The organism is Euzebyella marina, assembly GCF_014855515.1.
GTDB classification, from domain to species: domain Bacteria; phylum Bacteroidota; class Bacteroidia; order Flavobacteriales; family Flavobacteriaceae; genus Euzebyella; species Euzebyella marina.
Window position 1 is genome coordinate 190,607 of the sequence record NZ_JACYFK010000005.1, and the last position, 19,403, is coordinate 210,009.

At 41.2% G+C, this 19,403-nt stretch carries 17 protein-coding genes; 15 read left to right on the plus strand and 2 right to left on the minus strand.

Translation table 11 applies throughout. The annotated features are described in order from the left end of the window. Nucleotides 1-59 precede the first annotated feature (59 nt). The 7 genes from IL356_RS18040 to acs are packed head-to-tail and all read left to right on the plus strand — an operon-like array spanning nt 60 to nt 9,536. The gene (locus tag IL356_RS18040) at nt 60-1,607 is read left to right on the plus strand and encodes a glycoside hydrolase family 10 protein (RefSeq protein WP_121849492.1); all 1,548 of its coding nucleotides are present in this window, start codon (nt 60-62) and stop codon (nt 1,605-1,607) included. After that, nucleotides 1,591-2,865 (plus strand): MFS transporter, encoded by a 1,275-nt coding sequence (locus tag IL356_RS18045; protein ID WP_121849493.1) that lies wholly within the window; start codon nt 1,591-1,593, stop codon nt 2,863-2,865. Before IL356_RS18040 ends, IL356_RS18045 begins: the two co-directional genes overlap by 17 nt. Then, nucleotides 2,855-4,438, plus strand: a complete 1,584-nt coding sequence (locus IL356_RS18050; protein ID WP_121849494.1) for a glycoside hydrolase family 3 protein — start codon at nt 2,855-2,857, stop codon at nt 4,436-4,438. The genes IL356_RS18045 and IL356_RS18050 overlap by 11 nt, the downstream gene beginning before the upstream one ends. After that, complete coding sequence (locus IL356_RS18055; protein ID WP_121849495.1) at nt 4,435-5,511, plus strand: anhydro-N-acetylmuramic acid kinase; 1,077 nt, start codon at nt 4,435-4,437, stop codon at nt 5,509-5,511. The genes IL356_RS18050 and IL356_RS18055 overlap by 4 nt, the downstream gene beginning before the upstream one ends. 54 nt (nt 5,512-5,565) lie before the next feature. Beyond that, the gene (locus IL356_RS18060; RefSeq protein ID WP_121849496.1) at nt 5,566-5,826 is read left to right on the plus strand and encodes a DUF4212 domain-containing protein; all 261 of its coding nucleotides are present in this window, start codon (nt 5,566-5,568) and stop codon (nt 5,824-5,826) included. A gap of 54 nt (nt 5,827-5,880) precedes the next feature. Continuing rightward, nucleotides 5,881-7,593, plus strand: a complete 1,713-nt coding sequence (locus tag IL356_RS18065; RefSeq protein ID WP_121849497.1) for a sodium:solute symporter family protein — start codon at nt 5,881-5,883, stop codon at nt 7,591-7,593. Between the two features lie 35 nt (nt 7,594-7,628). Then, nucleotides 7,629-9,536 (plus strand): acetate--CoA ligase, encoded by a 1,908-nt coding sequence (gene acs / locus IL356_RS18070; protein ID WP_121849498.1) that lies wholly within the window; start codon nt 7,629-7,631, stop codon nt 9,534-9,536. Between the two features lie 54 nt (nt 9,537-9,590). Here the strand turns inward: acs and IL356_RS18075 are convergent, their stop codons facing one another. After that, nucleotides 9,591-10,808, minus strand: coding sequence for a multidrug effflux MFS transporter (locus tag IL356_RS18075; RefSeq protein WP_121849499.1), 1,218 nt, complete (start codon nt 10,806-10,808; stop codon nt 9,591-9,593). 109 nt (nt 10,809-10,917) lie between these two features. Between IL356_RS18075 and udk the strand changes: the two genes are divergently transcribed. From udk to IL356_RS18115, 8 genes are all read left to right on the plus strand, one after another. Beyond that, nucleotides 10,918-11,526: a uridine kinase gene (gene udk, locus IL356_RS18080; RefSeq protein WP_121849500.1), complete on the plus strand. Its 609-nt coding sequence runs from the start codon at nt 10,918-10,920 to the stop codon at nt 11,524-11,526. A gap of 5 nt (nt 11,527-11,531) precedes the next feature. Next, a complete protein-coding gene (locus IL356_RS18085) occupies nt 11,532-11,864 on the plus strand; it encodes an FtsB family cell division protein (RefSeq protein WP_121849501.1) in 333 nt (110 codons plus the stop codon). 154 nt (nt 11,865-12,018) lie between these two features. After that, on the plus strand, nt 12,019-12,792 hold the full coding sequence (locus tag IL356_RS18090; RefSeq protein ID WP_121849502.1) for a ParA family protein: 774 nt from the start codon (nt 12,019-12,021) through the stop codon (nt 12,790-12,792). After that, a complete protein-coding gene (locus IL356_RS18095; protein ID WP_121849503.1) occupies nt 12,792-13,694 on the plus strand; it encodes a ParB/RepB/Spo0J family partition protein in 903 nt (300 codons plus the stop codon). The genes IL356_RS18090 and IL356_RS18095 overlap by 1 nt, the downstream gene beginning before the upstream one ends. Then, complete coding sequence (locus IL356_RS18100) at nt 13,687-14,325, plus strand: DUF5683 domain-containing protein (RefSeq protein ID WP_240467918.1); 639 nt, start codon at nt 13,687-13,689, stop codon at nt 14,323-14,325. Before IL356_RS18095 ends, IL356_RS18100 begins: the two co-directional genes overlap by 8 nt. 111 nt (nt 14,326-14,436) lie before the next feature. Then, nucleotides 14,437-15,138 carry a 4-hydroxy-tetrahydrodipicolinate reductase gene (gene dapB, locus IL356_RS18105; RefSeq protein ID WP_121849504.1) on the plus strand — a complete coding sequence of 234 codons (702 nt, stop codon included), beginning with the start codon at nt 14,437-14,439 and terminating at the stop codon, nt 15,136-15,138. Nucleotides 15,139-15,203: 65 nt separating this feature from the next. Next, nucleotides 15,204-16,904 (plus strand): signal peptidase I, encoded by a 1,701-nt coding sequence (gene lepB / locus IL356_RS18110; protein ID WP_121849505.1) that lies wholly within the window; start codon nt 15,204-15,206, stop codon nt 16,902-16,904. Nucleotides 16,905-16,931: 27 nt separating this feature from the next. Then, complete coding sequence (locus IL356_RS18115) at nt 16,932-18,122, plus strand: molybdopterin molybdotransferase MoeA (RefSeq protein WP_121849506.1); 1,191 nt, start codon at nt 16,932-16,934, stop codon at nt 18,120-18,122. Between the two features lie 3 nt (nt 18,123-18,125). On the opposite strand, the gene IL356_RS18120 is transcribed toward IL356_RS18115, so the two are convergent. Next, on the minus strand, nt 18,126-19,400 hold the full coding sequence (locus IL356_RS18120) for an amidohydrolase family protein (protein WP_121849507.1): 1,275 nt from the start codon (nt 19,398-19,400) through the stop codon (nt 18,126-18,128). Nucleotides 19,401-19,403: the final 3 nt, after the last annotated feature.

Below are 19,403 nucleotides of genomic sequence, written 5' to 3' on the forward strand. Positions count from 1 at the left end.
TGAAACTAAATTAACTTGAAACATAAAGGCCTATTTTTATTGTAAATAGGCCTTTTTCTATGCTACGTATCTACTTCTACATATTTGCTTTAGGAGTCATACTATGCTCCTGCTCTACCTTGAGCGATATTCCACAACCGAAAAGGGAGTTTCGAGGGTTTTGGGTGGCAACTGTTGTTAACATAGACTGGCCCAAGAGCGGTCATGATTCCGTTTTAAAGCAAAAAAGCGATTATCTTGAAATACTCGATTTTTACCAAGAACTCAATTTTAATGCGGCCATAGTTCAAATTCGTACAGCGGGTGATGCCTTTTATTCTTCTGAATATGCGCCATGGTCAAGATATCTTACCGGTAAAGAAGGCTCTCCTCCTACTTCATCTAACGACACTTTAAAGCATGTTGATATTTTGGAGTGGATGATTGACGAGACCCATAAAAGAAATATGGAGTTTCATGCCTGGCTCAACCCCTATCGAGCCACCTTTGATTTAGATACTCTGGGCTTAGACCCTAGTCATGATTATTATAGAAACAATGATTGGATGATCAAGTATGGCAAAAAATACTACTACAATCCTGGTCTTCCTGAAGTTCAACAACATATGGTTTCTATTGTCGATGAAATAGTTAATCGTTACCAGGTTGATGCCATTCACTATGATGACTATTTTTATCCGTATACAATTCAAGGTGAAGAGTTCAACGACTCCCTATCATACCGGAAGCACGCACTTGTCGATCAAACCCTCGAAGATTGGCGAAGAAGCAATATGGATTCTCTTATCAGTAAAAGTTTTCAAGTCATCAAAAAAAGAAAACCATGGGTTCAGTTTGGAGTTAGTCCATTCGGAGTTTGGAAAAACCAAGCTACAGACCCTAGGGGCTCCGATACGCAAGCTGGGCAAACTACTTATGAAAATCTCTATGCCGACCCTTTACTTTGGATGGATAAAGGGTGGCTTGATTATATAGTGCCTCAACTTTATTGGAGTATGCACCTTTCTGTGGCCTCACATAAAAAATTGATTGATTGGTGGTCGAATAATAGTAAGAACACCAATCTATATATAGGAAATGGCCCTTACAAAATCAAGAACAATAGTGATAAAGCTTGGAACAAGAAGAGAGAACTGCCTCACCAACTTCAGTATGCAAGAGAAGAATTGAATGTGAGAGGCAACGTATTTTTTAGTGCTAAAAGCCTCATGGCTAAAAACCGTAACGTTGTAAGATTGTTGAAAAGAAAATTCTATCAAAAACCGGCCCTTCCTCCGGCAGCAACCCATGATTACAAAGACTCGATTCAGTTCGTAGAACCGACATTTACTTTAAAAGGGGCCTTCATAGAAATGACCGCATCAGAACCTCAACATTTTCAGCAAGTGGCCTTTTATAAGGCAGGAAAAGAGTCGACCCATGCCTTATCGAGCAAAAATCTAATAAAGACCATCTTTATAAACGGATTGACTAACATCAGAATTCCTTTAAAAGATTTAAAAGGAAGCAAAAACCGGGTATATACTTTAATCGACCGATATGGTTCGGAAAGTGAACCTAAAGCCCTACTTTTAAACCAAAGCGCGTTCAATGATTCAAAAAGATAAATGGGCCTGGGGTTGGGTACCTCCGTTATATTTCGCCGAAGGTTTACCTAATGTAATCATCGCATCTGTATCGGTAATTATGTACAAGAAACTTGGCATTAATAATACCGATATCACATTATATACCGGTCTACTTTATTTGCCGTGGGTCCTAAAACCTATATGGAGCCCAGTGGTAGATTTAAAAAGTACCAAACGCAACTGGTTTCTAGTCATGCAACTTGTCATTTCATTAATGTTTGTAGCTGTTGGGCTAACCCTTCCGACACAGCTGTTTTTCGTTACCACGCTGGCCTGCTTTTGGGTAGCCGCTTTCGCTTCAGCCACTAATGATATCGCTTCTGATGGATATTACATGATAGGCCTGTCACAAAAAAAGCAATCGTTCTTTGTAGGCATACGAAGTACTTTTTACCGCCTTGCCATGGTAACTGGTAGTGGTTTGATCGTGGTTTTTGCCGGGTATTTAGAAGAATTGTATGGCGATAATACCAAAGCCTGGAGCCTGACCATGGTAGCAACAGGGTGCTTAATGCTAATACTTACCGCCATCAACTTTTTCGTGACCCCAAAATTTGAGAAATCTTCGACTTTTGAGGCCGAAAAACCCAAGGCTTTTTTAGAAGTCTTTACTACCTTCTTTAAGAAACCGAACATTGCGGTTGCCTTGGCCTTCATTCTAACCTATCGCTTGGGAGAATCACAATTGGCAAAAGTGGCCCAGCTGTTCATGTTAGATGAGCGTTCGGTTGGCGGACTCGCGATTTCTACCGAAAACGTAGGTATTATTTACGGGGTAGTCGGATTGATAACCCTTTCGGCAGGCGGTATTTTAGGGGGAATTCTCATTTCAAGGGATGGACTTAAAAAATGGATGCTTCCAATGATGCTCTCTTTAAATGTTCCCAATGTACTTTACGCCATTATGGCGATGACGCAAACCAAAAGTTTGGCATTCGTTGTGGGAACGGTAGCTTTTGAACAGTTCGGATATGGCTTCGGGTTCGCTGCTTTTCTAATGTATCTCATTTATATTGCCGAAGGAGCTTCAAAAACTTCGCACTATGCCATAGCTACAGGTTTTATGGCTTTAGGGGCCATGCTTCCGGGTATGATTAGTGGGGCCGTACAAAAATGGCTTGGATACGATGGCTTCTTTATCTGGGTGGTATTATCGGCCTTCCCCGCATTTTTCTTATTGAAATATTTAAAATATCCACCGGATTTTGGCAAAAAATCAGCTACCAATGAGGTATGATCTAATAAAATATGAACAGGCATCAACCGACCTTACTGCTAAGGAGAAAATAGGTCAACTTTTTATGCCTGCCGCATTTATCAATGATTCTGAAGAAGAAATTGTGGCTCTTGAAAAACTCATTGCAACCCACTATATCGGCGGAATCTGTTTTTTTCATAGTCGAGCCAGCGCAGCCACCAATTTTGAAGGAAAGAAAAAGGTCATTAAAAATGAGAATAGTTACGATACTCTAAAACTTCTCATTAAACGTTATCAAAAAGCAGCCAAATACCCACTATTGATTGCCATTGATGCCGAATGGGGCCTTGCCATGAGAATAGAGAACACCCCTCAATATCCTTACGCTATTACGCTAGGCGCCCTGCCAGAAAATGAGGGTCATCTCATTTTTGAGGTCGGAAAAAACATTGCCAATGATTGTAAATCGGCAGGAATTCATTGGAATCTTTCTCCGGTCGTAGATGTAAACAATAATCCTAATAACCCCGTCATTGGTTACCGTTCCTTCGGGGAAGATAGAAATCTTGTAACGGAAAAGGCCCTTCAATTTATAAAGGGAACGCAAAGCGAAGGTGTTTTGACCAGTATTAAACATTTTCCTGGGCATGGCGATACTGCCACTGACTCCCACTTGGGTTTGCCGTTAATCAACAAGTCTAGAAAGGAACTTGATAAAAATGAGCTTTTTCCGTTTAAGGAGATTATCGACCAAGGTATAGACTCTGTAATGGTCGGGCATCTTTCAGTTCCTGCTTTGTCCGATGGAAAAGAAGCCCCCTCTAGCATTTCCAAAGAAATCATCAAAGGAGTGCTACGTTCAGAGCTTGGTTTTGAGGGTGTCGTCATTTCAGATGCGCTGAATATGCACGCCGTTGCAAAAAATTATCCTGAAAAGGGTGAACTGGAGTGGTTAGCTTTTGATGCCGGTAACGACATTTTATGTTTTGCAGAACATACGAAAGAAGGCATTTCAAAAATTCTCGAAAACGCCTTACCTAATCAAATTGAAGAGAGCTTCGAACGCGTTTGGAGGCTAAAGGAAAAGGCATTTGCAGGAGATAAAGAAGTGACAACTCTTACCCAAACTGACTCATTAAATCGCAGAATTTCTGAAAAATGTATAACTCTTCACAAAGGCACATCTTCTAACCTGGCTGAGTTCGCTAAAACAAAATTCATTGCCATTACCAATATTGAACCGTCAAAAACAACCTTTTTCAATCATCTAAGAGACCATCTGGAATTTGATGTTGAAACCTTACCAAATGCCGATGCATTCAGGAATAAAAATCTATTGGTGGCGCTTTTCCCACCTCAAGTTAAACCGAACAATTTGTTCGGTTTCAATCCTGAGGATTTAAAAATTTTGAACCGATTACTAGCTGTTAATAAGGTGACCCTTTACCTTTTCGGCAACCCATATATGCTGAATCACATAGAATATAGCCAAGCAGAAACGGTTGTATTGGCCTATCAGAATTTTGAAGTATTTCAAGAAACTGCTAGCAATCATTTCTTGGGTAGGGTTGAGTCTTCAGGTAAATTATCTGTCAAATCGAACCTCATATGAAAAAACATAAAATTTTAGGTCTCATGTCGGGCACTTCTTTAGATGGCCTCGATCTAGCATACTGTCATATTTGGTCAGATAATGACGCATACCGTTTTGACATAGTTGAAACCAAGAGCGTGACCTACGAAGCTTCGATGCAAGAAAAACTGAAGGATTCCATCTTTCTTCCGGCTGATGAGCTTCTTAAATTTCACAATAGCTACGGCACGTGGTTGGGTAATCAAAGCAAAATATTCATTGATGAAAAAAAACTGGAGGTTGAATATATCGCAAGTCACGGCCATACTACCCATCATCAGCCTGAAAATGGCCTAACCTATCAAATAGGTTCAGGGCAGCACTTGGCCAACGCTTCCGGCATAAAGGTGGTGTGTGATTTTAGAACCAATGATGTTGCTTTAGACGGCCAAGGCGCCCCTTTGGTACCTATTGGCGACCGACTTTTTTTTGGAAATTATGATTTTTGCCTTAATCTGGGAGGCATAAGCAATGTGTCGTTTGAAAAGGATGGGGAAAGGTTGGCTTACGATATCGGATTGGCCAATATGATTTTAAACTATATAACTAGAAAGGAAGGTATCGCTTTTGATAAAGGAGGAGAAATGGCCCGGTCAGGAAACATCAATACTCAAATGCTCAAAAGCCTAAATTCATTGGAGTTCTATCAACTACCTCACCCAAAATCAATAGGGTACGAGTGGTTTGTTGAGAAAGTAGTACCCATAGTCGACCGCACAAAAGATGACATGAGCAATCTTCTATGTACCAGCGTACACCATATTTGTGATCAAGTGGCATTACAAATTGAAGAAAACACCTCTGGTATCGACCACAAACTTTTTGTAACGGGGGGCGGAGCATTGAATGAATTTCTTATTGAAACCCTTCAGTCGAAGTTATTGAATACGGCTAAAGTAATCGTACCAGAGAAAAAGCTGATAGAGTTTAAAGAAGCATTAGTTTTTGCCTTGATGGGGGTGCTTAGAATTGAACAAAAAACCAATGTTTTAAAATCGGTTACCGGCGCCAAAAGAAATTCTTCGAGTGGTGTGGTTTTTTTACCCTGCTAAAGAGGTTGTAATTCGCTATCTTAGTGAGCTCAACAACTTAAACTTACCTTTAGCATGTCTGAAAAACAGAAAAAAGCCAGTGCCTACTGGAAAGAAAACGTCAGATATCTCTTTATTCTATTGGCCATTTGGTTCGCTGTTTCGTATGGGGCGGGCATTCTGTTCAAAGATACCTTGAATGAAATAAAAGTGGGCGGTTTTGAACTTGGCTTTTGGTTCGCCCAACAGGGCTCTATTTACGTCTTCGTAATCCTTATTTTCGTATACGTCCGATTGATGAATACCTTGGACAAAAAGTACGGATACGACGAATAACCACCTCCAAACCAAATTATTTCCTGAGAAGGAAAAAACCAAAAATTTATACCAATGGATGTTCAAACCTGGACGTACCTCTTAGTAGGAATAACATTTTCGCTTTATATAGGAATTGCCATATGGTCTAGGGCCGGCTCTACCAATGATTTTTATGTGGCAGGCGGGGGCGTCTCCCCATTGGCCAATGGAATGGCAACCGCCGCCGATTGGATGTCGGCCGCCTCTTTTATATCCATGGCAGGTATTATCTCCTTCGCGGGATACGATGGGTCGGTTTATTTAATGGGATGGACTGGCGGTTATGTTCTCTTAGCCTTATTATTGGCCCCTTATTTAAGAAAGTTCGGGAAATTTACTGTGCCCGATTTCATAGGCGACCGATACTATTCTAAAACAGCTAGAATTGTTGCCGTCATTTGTGCCCTAATCGTTTCCTTTACCTATGTTGCCGGTCAAATGCGGGGCGTAGGCGTCGTTTTTTCACGATTTTTAGAAGTGGATATCAATACCGGGGTAATCATTGGTATGGTAATCGTTCTATTTTATGCCGTTTTAGGCGGAATGAAAGGCATCACCTATACCCAGGTGGCGCAGTACTGTGTGCTGATTTTCGCCTTTATGGTACCCGCTATTTTTATTTCCATCCAAATGACCGGAAACCCAATTCCGCAATTGGGTATGGGATCTAAATTAAATGATGGCTCAGGAATCTATCTATTAGACAAACTAAACGGCCTTTCTACCGAGCTCGGATTTGCCGAATACACCGATGGAAAAAAATCTACCATCGACGTTTTTATGATTACGTTGGCCTTGATGGTAGGTACCGCTGGCTTACCTCATGTAATCGTTCGCTTTTTTACCGTTAAAAGGGTCAAGGATGCAAGAAAATCCGCAGGGCTGGCGCTCCTTTTAATCGCAATTCTCTATACCACCGCACCGGCAGTATCCGTTTTTGCGCGAACCAACATGATTAATACCGTAAGTAACCAAGAGTATGCAAGCATGCCCCAATGGTTCAAAAACTGGGAAACAACGGGTTTATTGGCTTTTGACGATAAAAACGGGGATGGCAAAATTCAATATGTAGCCGATGCATCAAAAAACGAACTTACCGTTGATAGAGATATCATGGTTTTGGCAAATCCAGAAATAGCGAATCTCCCGGCATGGGTCATTGCTTTGGTAGCTGCCGGGGGGTTAGCAGCCGCACTATCAACCGCTGCCGGGTTGCTCTTGGTAATTTCGGCTTCGGTATCCCACGATTTAATCAAGAAAGTATTTGTACCTACGATTTCGGAAAAGGGAGAGCTTTGGGCCGCTAGGGGCGCTGCGACGGTAGCTGTAGTAATTGCAGGCTATTTCGGCATCAACCCGCCAGGTTTCGTGGCAGCGGTCGTAGCCTTGGCATTTGGTTTGGCTGCTGCTTCGTTTTTTCCCGCGATTGTTTTAGGCATATTTTACAAAAAAATGAACAAAGAGGGTGCCATCGCAGGTATGGTCATCGGCATCTCGTTGATGCTCTTCTATATGTTGAAATTTAAGTTCGGTATTTTCGATGGTGGAAAGGAAGCCGTTGCAGCACTGGAAAAAGACTGGTGGTTCGGTATTTCACCTGAAGGCTTTGGCAGTGTGGCCATGATAGTGAATTTTATCGTATCGATTGTCATCATGAAATTCACCCCTGCCCCACCGGAAGAAGTTCAAGAAATTGTTGAAGATATAAGAATACCAAGTGGAGCCGGCGAGGCCGTTTCACATTAATAAATTATTTAATTTTAAAGAAATAGAGTACACTAATGAGCAATTACCACATTAAACATTTAGAAGAATACTTTCAAGTCTATCGCAAATCGGTAAGAAACCCCGAAGCCTTTTGGGAAGAGATTGCCGAAGAGCACTTCGTTTGGCGAAAAAAATGGAACAATGTTTTAAGTTGGGATTTCTCGAAACCTGAAATAAAATGGTTTGAAGGTGCCAAATTAAATATTACCGAAAACTGCATTGACAGGCATTTACCTACCAGAGGGGACAAAACGGCTATCTTATTTGAACCGAACGACCCCAATGAAGAAGCCCTTCATATCAGTTATAGGGAATTACATGAAAGGGTTTGCCGAATGGCCAATGTTCTTCTTGATAAAGGAATAAAAAAGGGAGATAGGGTATGTATATACTTGCCTATGATTCCTGAACTTGCTGTGGCGGCTTTGGCATGCGCACGAATCGGGGCCATACATTCGGTAGTTTTTGCAGGCTTTTCATCTAGCGCTTTGGCAGCACGAATCAATGATTGTGAATGCAAGCTTTTAATTACGTCAGATGGTTCTTATCGAGGCAGTAAGACCATTGACCTAAAGGGAATTGTAGATAAAGCACTTGACAACTGCCCAGTAGTAAAGACTGTTCTCGTCGCCAAAAGAATCAATACCGACATCCCTATGATAGACGGAAGGGATGAGTGGTTACAGCCTTTACTTGATGAGGCTTATGCCGATTGCGTGGCCGAAATAATGGATGCCGAAGATCCGCTTTTCATTTTATATACATCCGGCTCGACAGGAAAACCTAAGGGAATGGTTCATACAACCGGAGGTTACATGGTTTACACCGCATATACCTTCAAAAACGTATTTCAGTACAGAGAGGAAGATATTTATTGGTGTACCGCCGATATCGGCTGGATTACTGGTCACTCTTATATTGTCTATGGACCATTGGCAAATGGTGCTACAACGGTAATGTTCGAAGGCGTTCCTTCGTACCCTGATTTTGGGCGTTTTTGGGAGGTAGTTGAAAAGCACAAGGTCAACCAATTCTACACCGCGCCAACAGCTATTCGAGCCCTAGCCAAAGAAAATCTCGATTTTATTGATAGCCACGACCTATCTTCTCTAAAAGTATTAGGTTCGGTAGGCGAACCCATCAACGAAGAGGCATGGCACTGGTACAATACCAATGTCGGCAAAAAGCAAAGCCCTATAGTAGATACTTGGTGGCAAACCGAGACCGGAGGTATTATGATTTCGCCGATACCGTATGTTACGCCAACTACTCCCACATATGCAACGCTCCCATTCATTGGCATACAACCTGCACTTATGGATGAAGAAGGTAAAGAAATCAAGGGAAAGCAAGTTTCGGGAAGACTCTGCATTAAATTTCCTTGGCCATCGATAGCAAGAACTATTTGGGGCAATCACGAAAGATACCGCGACACCTATTTCTCGGCTTATAAAGACATGTACTTTACAGGTGATGGTGCCCTGCGCGATGCGGTAGGCTATTATAGAATTACGGGTCGTGTAGACGATGTGGTCATCGTCTCAGGACACAATTTGGGTACGGCTCCCATTGAAGATTCTATCAACGAACACCCAGCGGTTGCCGAAAGTGCCATTGTTGGTTTTCCTCACGATATAAAAGGAAATGCCCTTTACGGTTTTGTTATCTTAAAAGAAGTAGGTGAAAGTCGTAACCGCGAAAATTTAGTAAAAGAAATCAATCAGCAGATTACCGAGCACATCGGACCTATCGCCAAGCTGGATAAAATTCAATTTGTACCCGGTCTTCCCAAAACACGTAGTGGTAAAATAATGAGACGTATTTTGAGAAAAATAGCTTCTAAAGACACTGCTAATTTAGGCGATACCTCCACCCTTCTCAATCCGGAAGTGGTCAAAGATATCATGGACGGGGCTTTATAGAAGATAATATCGAACTAGTTAAAAAAGGGCTTTCCAAAAGAAAAGCCCTTTTTTTTATCCTTTTGACAATGAAGCGATTGGTCTAGGTTTTCTCACCAAAAGCATGATTCCCAAAGAAATCAACCCGCAAACGGCTAAACCAACAAACATTGGCCAAACTGTGTCCGTCACAAACTGCCCGATATAACTGGCAATAGGCACTGCTATAACTGTAGACACAAACCCATTGATAGCGGCACCGATACCGGCAATATGTCCGATAGGCTCCATGGCAATAGACCTAAAATTTCCCCAAAGGAAGCCAAGGCAGAAAAACTGTACCGATAAGAAGGCCACGAGTACTGCAACACTTGGGTTGGGCTGATTCCAAAAAAGAAGCACGTATAATAAGGCGATACCACAAAAAGCTGAAAGGGCCATTAAAGCCAGCTTTCTCATACCAAATTTCATCACGAGGGTACCGTTCAAAAAGGTAGAAAGACCTATGGAGACGGCAAGACCGGCAAATATGTACGGAAACGATTCTACCATGCCATACTGATCTTCAAAAACGTGCTGCGAAGCACTTAGGTAGACTAAAAATGCCCCGGTAATAAACCCTGATGTAAACGTAAAAGCGACCGTTTCTCGATGTTTGATAAATTCGATGGACCCCGTAAGAAAAACACGCGGAGAGAAGGAAACTTTATATTGTGGTTTTAAGGTTTCAGGTTGACGTTTCCAAAACCAAATACTGATGATTACCGCAAAAATCAATTGAACGTAAAAAATACCTTCCCACCCGAAAGCATCCATTATCCATTTGCCCGTTGCAGGTGCTATAACGGGTATCAAAATAAAAAAGGCTGTTACGAACGACATGATTTTAGCCATGTAATCGCCTTTATATGTATCCCTAATAATAGAAATAGCAATACTTCGCGGTGCTGAAAGACCGATACCCTGCAACACTCTACCAAAGACCATTATACCTAAGGAAGGCGCCAAAAGACACACCGCACTGCCCACCGCAAATGTGATGAAACCTGCGTAAACCATTGGTTTACGACCATAGCTATCGGATAGGGGTCCAAAGAAAAGCTGCCCTACCCCAAGCCCGAGAAAAATCATGGTTATGAGCATCTGATTCTCGGTCGGATCTAAACTATCAATAGATTCTCCTATAATGGAAAGTGCCGGCAGAAGGGCATCTAAGGCCAGCGCTACTATAGACATCAGTGAAGCCATTAAGGCAATGAACTCAAAATTAGGCTTTACGTTTTCATTTTGCATTCGACAAAATTAGTGATAAGGCGTCTAACGCCTGTTATCAAAACTTCATTTTACCGATATGTGTCGTTTTGCATCTCAAATATGTATTTTTGACAAAAATTTAAAAGGAATGTTGATTATTGGAATTGCTGGAGGAACAGGGTGTGGAAAGACCACGGTGGTCAATCAGATCATTGATGAACTTCCTGAGGGTGAGGTAGGTGTCATTTCACAAGATTCGTATTACAACGACCTTTCGCATCTTCCTTTGGAAGAACGTAGAAAAACGAATTTCGACCATCCACAGTCCATTGATTTTGAATTACTTGAAGAGCATTTAATTACCCTTAAAGAGGGTCATTCCATCAAACAGCCCGTATACTCTTTTCTAGAATGCAATAGAACCGATAAAACGGTTCCCGTTCACCCTACCAAGGTGTTAATAGTAGAAGGTATTTTGATCTTGACCAACCCTAGGTTGCGAAAAATGATGGATATTAAAATTTTCGTTCATGCCGATTCTGACGAACGTTTGATAAGAAGGCTTAAACGCGATGTGAACGAACGGGGCTGGAATCTTGATGAGACCCTTGAAAAGTACCAAACGAACATCAAACCGATGCACCTTCAGTTTATCGAACCCAGTAAAGAGTACGCCGATATTATCATACCCAACAATAAATACAACACGGTCGCAGTTGATATTGTAAGAACGATTATCAATGATAAATTGACCTAGGCAAAATGGGGCTCAAAGAAATTAGGCAAAAGAAATGGTTCGGTCTGCTTACCAATATTTACATATTGGTACTGACCGTTTTTGTTATATGGATGCTCTTTTTCGATACCAATTCGCTGTTGATCCATCTTGAACTCAAAAAAGAAATCAACAAACTTGAAAAACAGCAAGAATTTTTAAAACAGGAAATAGCGAAAGACAAACAAATTCTAGAAAAGCTATCAAACCCTGAAGAATTGGAGAAATTTGCTAGGGAAAAATACTTTCTAAAGAAAAAAGACGAAGAAATCTATCTTATTGAATACGAAGATAGCCTCAAGCTTAAAGAGGAAAAATAACAACACTTTCTAGAATCATACCGTACCTCATCGAAGAATTCAGCAGGTTAACCAACTTTAACGCAAAATAGCCCAGTTATTCACCTTGTGTTAACAAATTGGTTTTACTCGCATCGTAATTAATCGTATTTTTACCCTCTAACAACGACGGATAATGGGCAAGATAATTGCTATTGCAAACCAAAAGGGAGGAGTAGGTAAAACTACCACTACCGTTAACTTGGCAGCCTCTCTTGGGGTACTTGAAAAAAAGGTGTTATTGATAGATGCCGACCCTCAGGCAAACGCAACCTCTGGGTTGGGAATTGAAGTTGAAGATGTTGAATTGGGCACTTACCAATTGTTGGAACTCACCACCGACGCGAAGGATACCATCATTAAGACAGATTCTCCGAATTTAGATCTTATTCCTGCTCATATAGACTTAGTGGCCATAGAAATCGAGCTTGTCGATAAAGACGATAGAGAATACATGATGCGCAAAGCGATTTCAGACCTGCGTGACTCGTACGATTACATTTTAATCGATTGTGCACCATCGCTAGGTCTACTGACTTTGAACGCATTGACCGCCGCTGACTCCGTTATCATACCTATTCAGTGCGAATACTTTGCCTTAGAGGGGCTCGGTAAACTTTTAAACACTATTAAAAGTGTGCAAAAAGTGCACAATCCGAACCTTGACATCGAAGGCATGCTGCTCACTATGTACGACCAACGTTTACGACTATCAAATCAAGTTGTAGAAGAGGTTCGCAAACATTTTGCCGATATGGTGTTCGATACCATTATTCAGAGAAATGTAAGGTTGAGCGAGGCACCAAGTTATGGCGAGAGCATTATAAAATACGATGCCAGCAGTAAAGGCGCTACGAATTATCTGAATCTGGCCAACGAGGTCGTGAAGAAAAATAAAGAAATAGCTTAATGGCGAGAGCAACAAAAAAACAGGCTTTAGGACGCGGACTTTCGGCTTTATTGAAAGATCCAGACAACGATATTCAAACAGCAACAGACAAAAATGCCGATAAGGTGGTCGGCAATATTGTTGAATTGGATATTGATGCCATCGAAGTCAACCCTTTTCAGCCACGCTCGAACTTTAACGATGAAGCTCTTCAAGAACTGGCTACTTCTATAAGGGAGCTAGGCGTTATTCAACCCATAACGGTACGAAAACTCGAATTCAACAAGTATCAGTTGGTTTCTGGTGAGCGAAGGTATCGGGCGTCTAAGCTAATCGGTCTTGAGACGATACCTGCTTACATACGTATTGCCAATGATCAAGAGTCATTGGAAATGGCCTTGGTCGAAAACATTCAACGCCAAGATTTAGACCCTATTGAAATTGCCCTTTCTTATCAGCGTTTGATGGATGAAATTGAACTCACCCAAGAAAAGTTAAGCGAGCGAGTAGGTAAAAAAAGATCTACCATTACTAATTACCTTCGACTTTTAAGGTTAGACCCAATCATTCAAACCGGTATGCGTGATGGTTTTTTAAGTATGGGCCACGGTCGTGCATTGGTCAATATTGAAAAAAAGTCAGATCAAATTGCCTTGTACGAGCGTATCATTGGCGAAAATCTTTCTGTTCGAGATACCGAACGAGAAGTAAAGGCTTACCATGCAGGGCCAGAGACTATAAAGGACAAAAAGGCTAAAAATTCCGTGCCAGAATTTGCCAAGCAGAACATAGACCAGTTCACAGACCATCTTTCCGTGAAGGTAGCCATATCGGCTTCCGATAAGGGCAAAGGAAAAATAACCATACCATTTCATTCCAAAGAAGAATTTAAAAGAATCAAAAAATTGATCCTTGGTGAGTAAATCGCTTTTTACATTTTTCTTTTTAGGTTTTTTCATCTTTGCTACACAGGCCCAAGAAGACCCTACTACTACAACTGAGGTCGACTCATTGGAAACTACTTTAGAGGAAGAAGGCATTGTCTTGGTCGATTCGGTAAAATCAAAAAGAAAGGCTATCAATCCCCTGGCACCAAGTAAAGCTGCTTTTTATTCCGCTGTTTTTCCGGGGTTGGGCCAAGCTTATAATAAAAGATATTGGAAAGTGCCCATTGTTTTTGGTGCTATCGGAGCTGCCGTTTACGGCTATACTTGGAACGACAGCCGATATGACCGGGTTCGAACAGCCTTTAAACGTAGGCAAGCCGGTTTTACCGATGATGAATTTTACGACCCTAACAATACCGGTAATGGGCCATTGATTGATTTGGAAGACCTTCAAAATGAACAGGAAAGATTTCAAAGAGATCGAGATTTATTGTTGTTGGTATCAGTAGCCCTATATGCCCTAAATATAGTAGATGCTAACGTTGATGCCCATCTAAAACAGTTCAATGTTGACGATGACCTTAGTTTTGATATGGAACCCTACATCAATGTAGATCCGGTCACCAACTCTCCGCACTACGGCATGGCCATGACTATAAAATTTTAATGTTTGCCCAATAACAAGGGTTTGCGCTATAAAATCAGGATTATACACTATTTAATCGGCTTCAAATCTTATTTTTGCGCCTACTGACTAATAAAATTTAAAAATTACAAAGTGAATATAGCGCTCTTCGGATATGGAAAAATGGGTAAAATGATTGAGCAAATTGCCCTAGATAGAAACCATAAGATTGTTGCCAAAATCGATGTTGATACCCAAGATATTGACTATTCAAAAATGGATGTCGCTATCGACTTCAGTATGCCGAACGCTGCTTTTGAAAATATCACCAAGTGTTTTGAAAATGGCGTACCAGTAATATCGGGTACTACAGGCTGGTTAGACAAATTTGAAGAAGCGAAGGCCATTTGCACAGAAAAGCAAAGTGCTTTTATTTATGCTTCCAATTTTAGCCTTGGGGTGAACATTTTCTTCGAACTTAATGAGTACCTCGCAAAAATGATGAGTACTCTTGAACAATATCAAGTATCGATGGAGGAAATTCACCACACGCAAAAGCTAGATGCCCCCAGTGGCACAGCAATAACCTTGGCCGAAGGAGTTATTAAGAACAGCAATTACAAAGGCTGGAAACTGGATGAAAGTGATGAATCTGAAATCGCTATCAAGGCAAAAAGAATAGGCAATACCCCAGGTACGCACACCGTAGATTATACGAGTTCAGTAGATTCCATAGAAATAAAACATACTGCCCACAACCGTGAAGGTTTCGCCTTAGGAGCTGTAATTGCTGCCGAATGGATCATTGGTAAAGAGGGAATTTTCACGATGAAAGATGTGTTAAACCTAGGTTAACCAGTAACTTTTTTTAATTAGAATAAACTTATTTGCGTTAAACCCAACATAACAAAGCAATTATAATGAACGCTACACAGTGGTTACTTTTTATTCTGATCATTCAGATCATTCATTTCTTAGGTACTTGGAAACTGTACGTAAAGGCTGGTAGAAAGGCTTGGGAAGCTGCGGTACCCGTTTACAACGCCATCATTTTGATGAAAATCATCAATCGCCCTACATGGTGGACCATACTCCTTTTCATACCCATTATCAACTTATTGATGTTTCCCATTATTTGGATTGAGACCATTCGTAGTTTTGGCCGACACAGTCTGGGTGAGACTTGGTTGGTAGTATTTACATTGGGTTTTTACATATTCTACGTCAATTATGCGTTAGATGTTAAGTACATCGAGAATAGAAGCTTGCATCCTCGCACGGCTACAGGTGAATGGGTGAGTTCCATTGCTTTTGCCGTCATAGCAGCCACGTTGGTTCATACCTATTTTATTCAACCTTATGTAATCCCTACCCCATCATTAGAGCGAACCTTGCGTGTGGGGGACCTGTTATTCGTAAGTAAATTTCATTATGGGGCACGAACCCCAATGACGACCATTGCAGCGCCTATGGTGCATGATACGCTGCCGATTGTACGTACTAAATCATACTTAAAGAAACCACAATTACCTTATTTTAGGCTACCTGGTTTCACCAAGGTAGACCGCAACGATATTGTGGTATTCAGCTGGCCGGCAGATACCGTTCGCCAATTTTTCAAAAAAGAAGCTGGAGTACAAAAACCGATTGACAAAAAATCGAATTATGTGAAGCGCTGCGTCGGTATTCCGGGTGACTCTCTTCAAATAATCGATGGCCACGTCTATATCGATGGTAAACAACTGGTTTTGTCAGACCGTGCGAAACCTCAGTACGATTATACGGTGTATGCCAACAAAGGGGTATCCTCAAAAATCTTGCAAGAGTTGGGTGTCGGTGATTTTCAACGTAAATATATCACAGGAGCCATTAATCAAACGCAGTATGAAGCCATTAGAAAATACCTGTTAGGCTCAGATCGTACTTCAGATGGTAAAATTGCACTCTATACCAAAGCAAAGGGTATTCCTATCAATGTAATACGCAATCAAGGGCTTGCACTTACCGAAGAAACACCAAGACAAAGAATTGCCGCTTTAACCGATGAAATGGTGGCTCAACTAAGAAAGAACGATGCGATTGATTCTGTGGTCATAGAATTGGACAAAAAGGGAGTGGCGGGATATAATAACTTTCCGCAAAACCCCATGTACCCATGGAATTATGACCAAATGGGCCCAATCTACATCCCTGAAAAGGGAGCAACGGTTCCTTTAAACTTAAAGTCTTTACCTCTTTATAAAAAAATAATCACTGAGTACGAGGGTAACACTTTAAGCGTCAACGGCAACCAAGTTTTGATCAATGGTGAAGTTTCGGACAGCTATACCTTTAAGCAAGATTATTATTGGATGATGGGTGACAACCGCGACCATTCTGAAGATAGTAGGGCTTGGGGCTATGTGCCTGAAAACCATATCGTGGGTACGCCCATTTTTATCTGGTTGAGCGTTGATAATTTCAATGAGGGAATATTAAATTGGAAACCTCGCTGGGACCGTATTTTTACTACTGTAAATGGCGAAGGCGAACCGGTTTCATACTTCAAATATTTCTTGATTGCCCTTGTAGCCTACTTTGTAGGAAGTTGGTTATGGAAAAGAAAAAAGGCAAATAGTTAATATCGTTTCCCCTATAAAGTAAAAACCATGATTTCTTATGAGGAAGCTTTGGGTGAAGTACTTGACAACCCTTTAGAACTAGGTGTTGAAAAAGTTTCCCTTTTAGAAAGTCACGGACGTGTTTTGGCAGAAGATATTCTTGCCGATAGAGATTTTCCGCCCTTTAACCGTTCTACCAAAGATGGTATTGCGCTTGATTTCAGCTCTTATGAGCAAGGTCGACGGGATTTCAAGATTACCGGAGTTTTGGCTGCCGGTATGCCCCAACAAACATTGAATGACAAAGAGGAGTGTCTCGAAATTATGACGGGGGCCGTCTTACCTGCCAAAGCCGATACCATCGTCATGTACGAAGAGACGGAGATTGAAAATGGTATTGCCAAAATATTATCTCAGCCTAAAAAGGGTCAAAATATTCATCAAAAGGCGGCCGATATTCAAGCTGGGGAAATATTATTAAAAAAGGGAAAAACTATCTCGACTTCGGCCATAGGAGTCATGGCCTCGGTCGGAAAATCGTACGTATTAGTTAAAAGACTACCCAAAATTGCTGTTATCTCCACGGGAAATGAATTAGTAGAAATCTCGGAAACACCTTTAGCACATCAGATTAGAAAATCAAATGTAATCTCTTTATCTGCAGCACTAAAGTCAAAAGATATAGAGCATCAACTTCTACACCTGCCCGATGACAAGCTTGCAATCACAAAAGAAATAAAACAGATTTTAGCCGAATTTGATGTATTGATGCTCAGTGGGGGCGTATCGAAAGGCAAATTTGACTATTTGCCGGAAGTTTTTGAAGAATTGGGCATTGAAAAGGTTTTTCATAAGGTCAGTCAACGACCAGGAAAGCCCTTTTTGTTTGGGAGAAATAGTGAAAAGACAAAAGTTGTTTTTTCTTTTCCTGGCAATCCGGTGTCAACCTACGCAAACTACCATGTCTATTTCCTTCCTTGGTTGAATCGCTCGCTAGGCATTCCGTTGCCATCTGAAAAAGTGGTGGTTACAGAAGAAGTAGTTCCGCATGAATTTTTGACCTTATTTTTACAGGTAAAGATTTCTTGGAACGAAAACCAATTGCAGGCAACCCTTGTAAAAGGTAATGGTTCAGGTGACTTGGTAAGTCTCGCCCTTGCCGACGGTTTTATTAAAGTGCCTAAAGGAACCACTACATTTGAACCGGGAAGTCAATTCGAATACATCCCAGCAAAATAAGAGCTATTTGCTTTTATACTTTTCAGAATAACGTTTCCATAATTCCGTTTGATGGGTCTCCAATGAAATTTCCCTTCCATCTATAAAAGCGGAAATCAACTGATTTCCCGACATATCAAGTGCATCGCCCTCTGAAATGAAAAGAGTGGCACTCTTACCATCTTCCAACGTACCGTAAGATTCGCTTATGCCTAGAATTTTGGCTGTATTACCTGTTATAAGTTGTAAAGCTTGCTCCTTATCCAAACCATGAGCCACGGTCTGTCCTGCAAAAAATGGCAAGTTCCTGGTCTGAAAATTAGAGGCTTCAGAATTTTGCAATCCGACCAGAAGCCCAGCTTTTAGCAGAAGTCCTGGTAACTTATAAGGCAAATCATAATCTTCATCATCAGTGTGTGGCAACATATGGGTGTGCCTAACCAATACGGCGATTTTATTCTCCTTCAGAAACTCAGTCACCTTATTCGCCTCATAACCTCCGACCAATACAACCTCTTGCACCCCTAGTTCTTTGACAGTTGTGACACCCTCTAAAATATCTTTCTCACTATTCGCATACAGATATAATTTCTGAGAACCATCAAAAAGACCCTGCATGGCAGCGAAGACCTGATTCAGCTGTTCTGTACCCGTTTTACCATAAGCCACCGAGTTCTTTAAAAATTCTTCTACCCCACTTTTCTGCTCGACATACTTTTCATTTGGTTTGGCACCATTATACGAAGATGGCCAGTGCAGGTGTACGCCATCGTCAACTTTGACAGCTGCATCTTCCCAGTTCCAAGCATCGAACTGCACGACAGAAGAAGTACCTGATATGCGCCCGCCAACTGGAGTGATTTGACCCAATAATACCCCGTTGGGCCTCATACTTTCAACAACCTTTGATTCGGTATTGTAGGCTATCAAACTTCTTACATGCGGAATCATTTCCCCTATTTCATTTTGATCCTTACTGGCCCTCACAGCATCAATTTCTACCAACCCCAGTGATGTGATCGGTGCGATAAAACCTGGGTAGATATGTTTGCCCTCACCCTTGATTTTTTTCCCTCTCCTAGCAATTTTTGTCATAGCACTACCGACAAAGGTCAGCTTGCCATTTTCGAACATGACCAATGAATTCTCTATTACTTCACCATTACCCAAATGGGCTGTAGCACCTTCAATATAAACAGGCTCTTTTTGTTCACTTGCCGGGGTCTGTTGTGCAGTCGCCCAAAAACCATTGATTAGAACCAATAGAGCGGTTATGATATATATTTTTGTCTTCTTCATTCT

Excerpts from the sequence above, each read along its gene's own strand:
- IL356_RS18075 (WP_121849499.1), bottom strand. The coding sequence starts at position 10,808 with ATGCAAAATGAAAACGTAAAGCCTAATTTTGAGTTCATTGCCTTAATG.
- IL356_RS18085 (WP_121849501.1), top strand. The coding sequence starts at position 11,532 with ATGGGGCTCAAAGAAATTAGGCAAAAGAAATGGTTCGGTCTGCTTACC.
- IL356_RS18090 (WP_121849502.1), top strand. The coding sequence starts at position 12,019 with ATGGGCAAGATAATTGCTATTGCAAACCAAAAGGGAGGAGTAGGTAAA.
- IL356_RS18055 (WP_121849495.1), top strand. The coding sequence starts at position 4,435 with ATGAAAAAACATAAAATTTTAGGTCTCATGTCGGGCACTTCTTTAGAT.
- IL356_RS18065 (WP_121849497.1), top strand. The coding sequence starts at position 5,881 with ATGGATGTTCAAACCTGGACGTACCTCTTAGTAGGAATAACATTTTCG.
- IL356_RS18040 (WP_121849492.1), top strand. The coding sequence starts at position 60 with ATGCTACGTATCTACTTCTACATATTTGCTTTAGGAGTCATACTATGC.
- IL356_RS18095 (WP_121849503.1), top strand. The coding sequence starts at position 12,792 with ATGGCGAGAGCAACAAAAAAACAGGCTTTAGGACGCGGACTTTCGGCT.
- acs (WP_121849498.1), top strand. The coding sequence starts at position 7,629 with ATGAGCAATTACCACATTAAACATTTAGAAGAATACTTTCAAGTCTAT.
- IL356_RS18120 (WP_121849507.1), bottom strand. The coding sequence starts at position 19,400 with ATGAAGAAGACAAAAATATATATCATAACCGCTCTATTGGTTCTAATC.
- IL356_RS18060 (WP_121849496.1), top strand. The coding sequence starts at position 5,566 with ATGTCTGAAAAACAGAAAAAAGCCAGTGCCTACTGGAAAGAAAACGTC.
- IL356_RS18050 (WP_121849494.1), top strand. The coding sequence starts at position 2,855 with ATGAGGTATGATCTAATAAAATATGAACAGGCATCAACCGACCTTACT.
- IL356_RS18045 (WP_121849493.1), top strand. The coding sequence starts at position 1,591 with ATGATTCAAAAAGATAAATGGGCCTGGGGTTGGGTACCTCCGTTATAT.
- IL356_RS18115 (WP_121849506.1), top strand. The coding sequence starts at position 16,932 with ATGATTTCTTATGAGGAAGCTTTGGGTGAAGTACTTGACAACCCTTTA.
- udk (WP_121849500.1), top strand. The coding sequence starts at position 10,918 with ATGTTGATTATTGGAATTGCTGGAGGAACAGGGTGTGGAAAGACCACG.
- lepB (WP_121849505.1), top strand. The coding sequence starts at position 15,204 with ATGAACGCTACACAGTGGTTACTTTTTATTCTGATCATTCAGATCATT.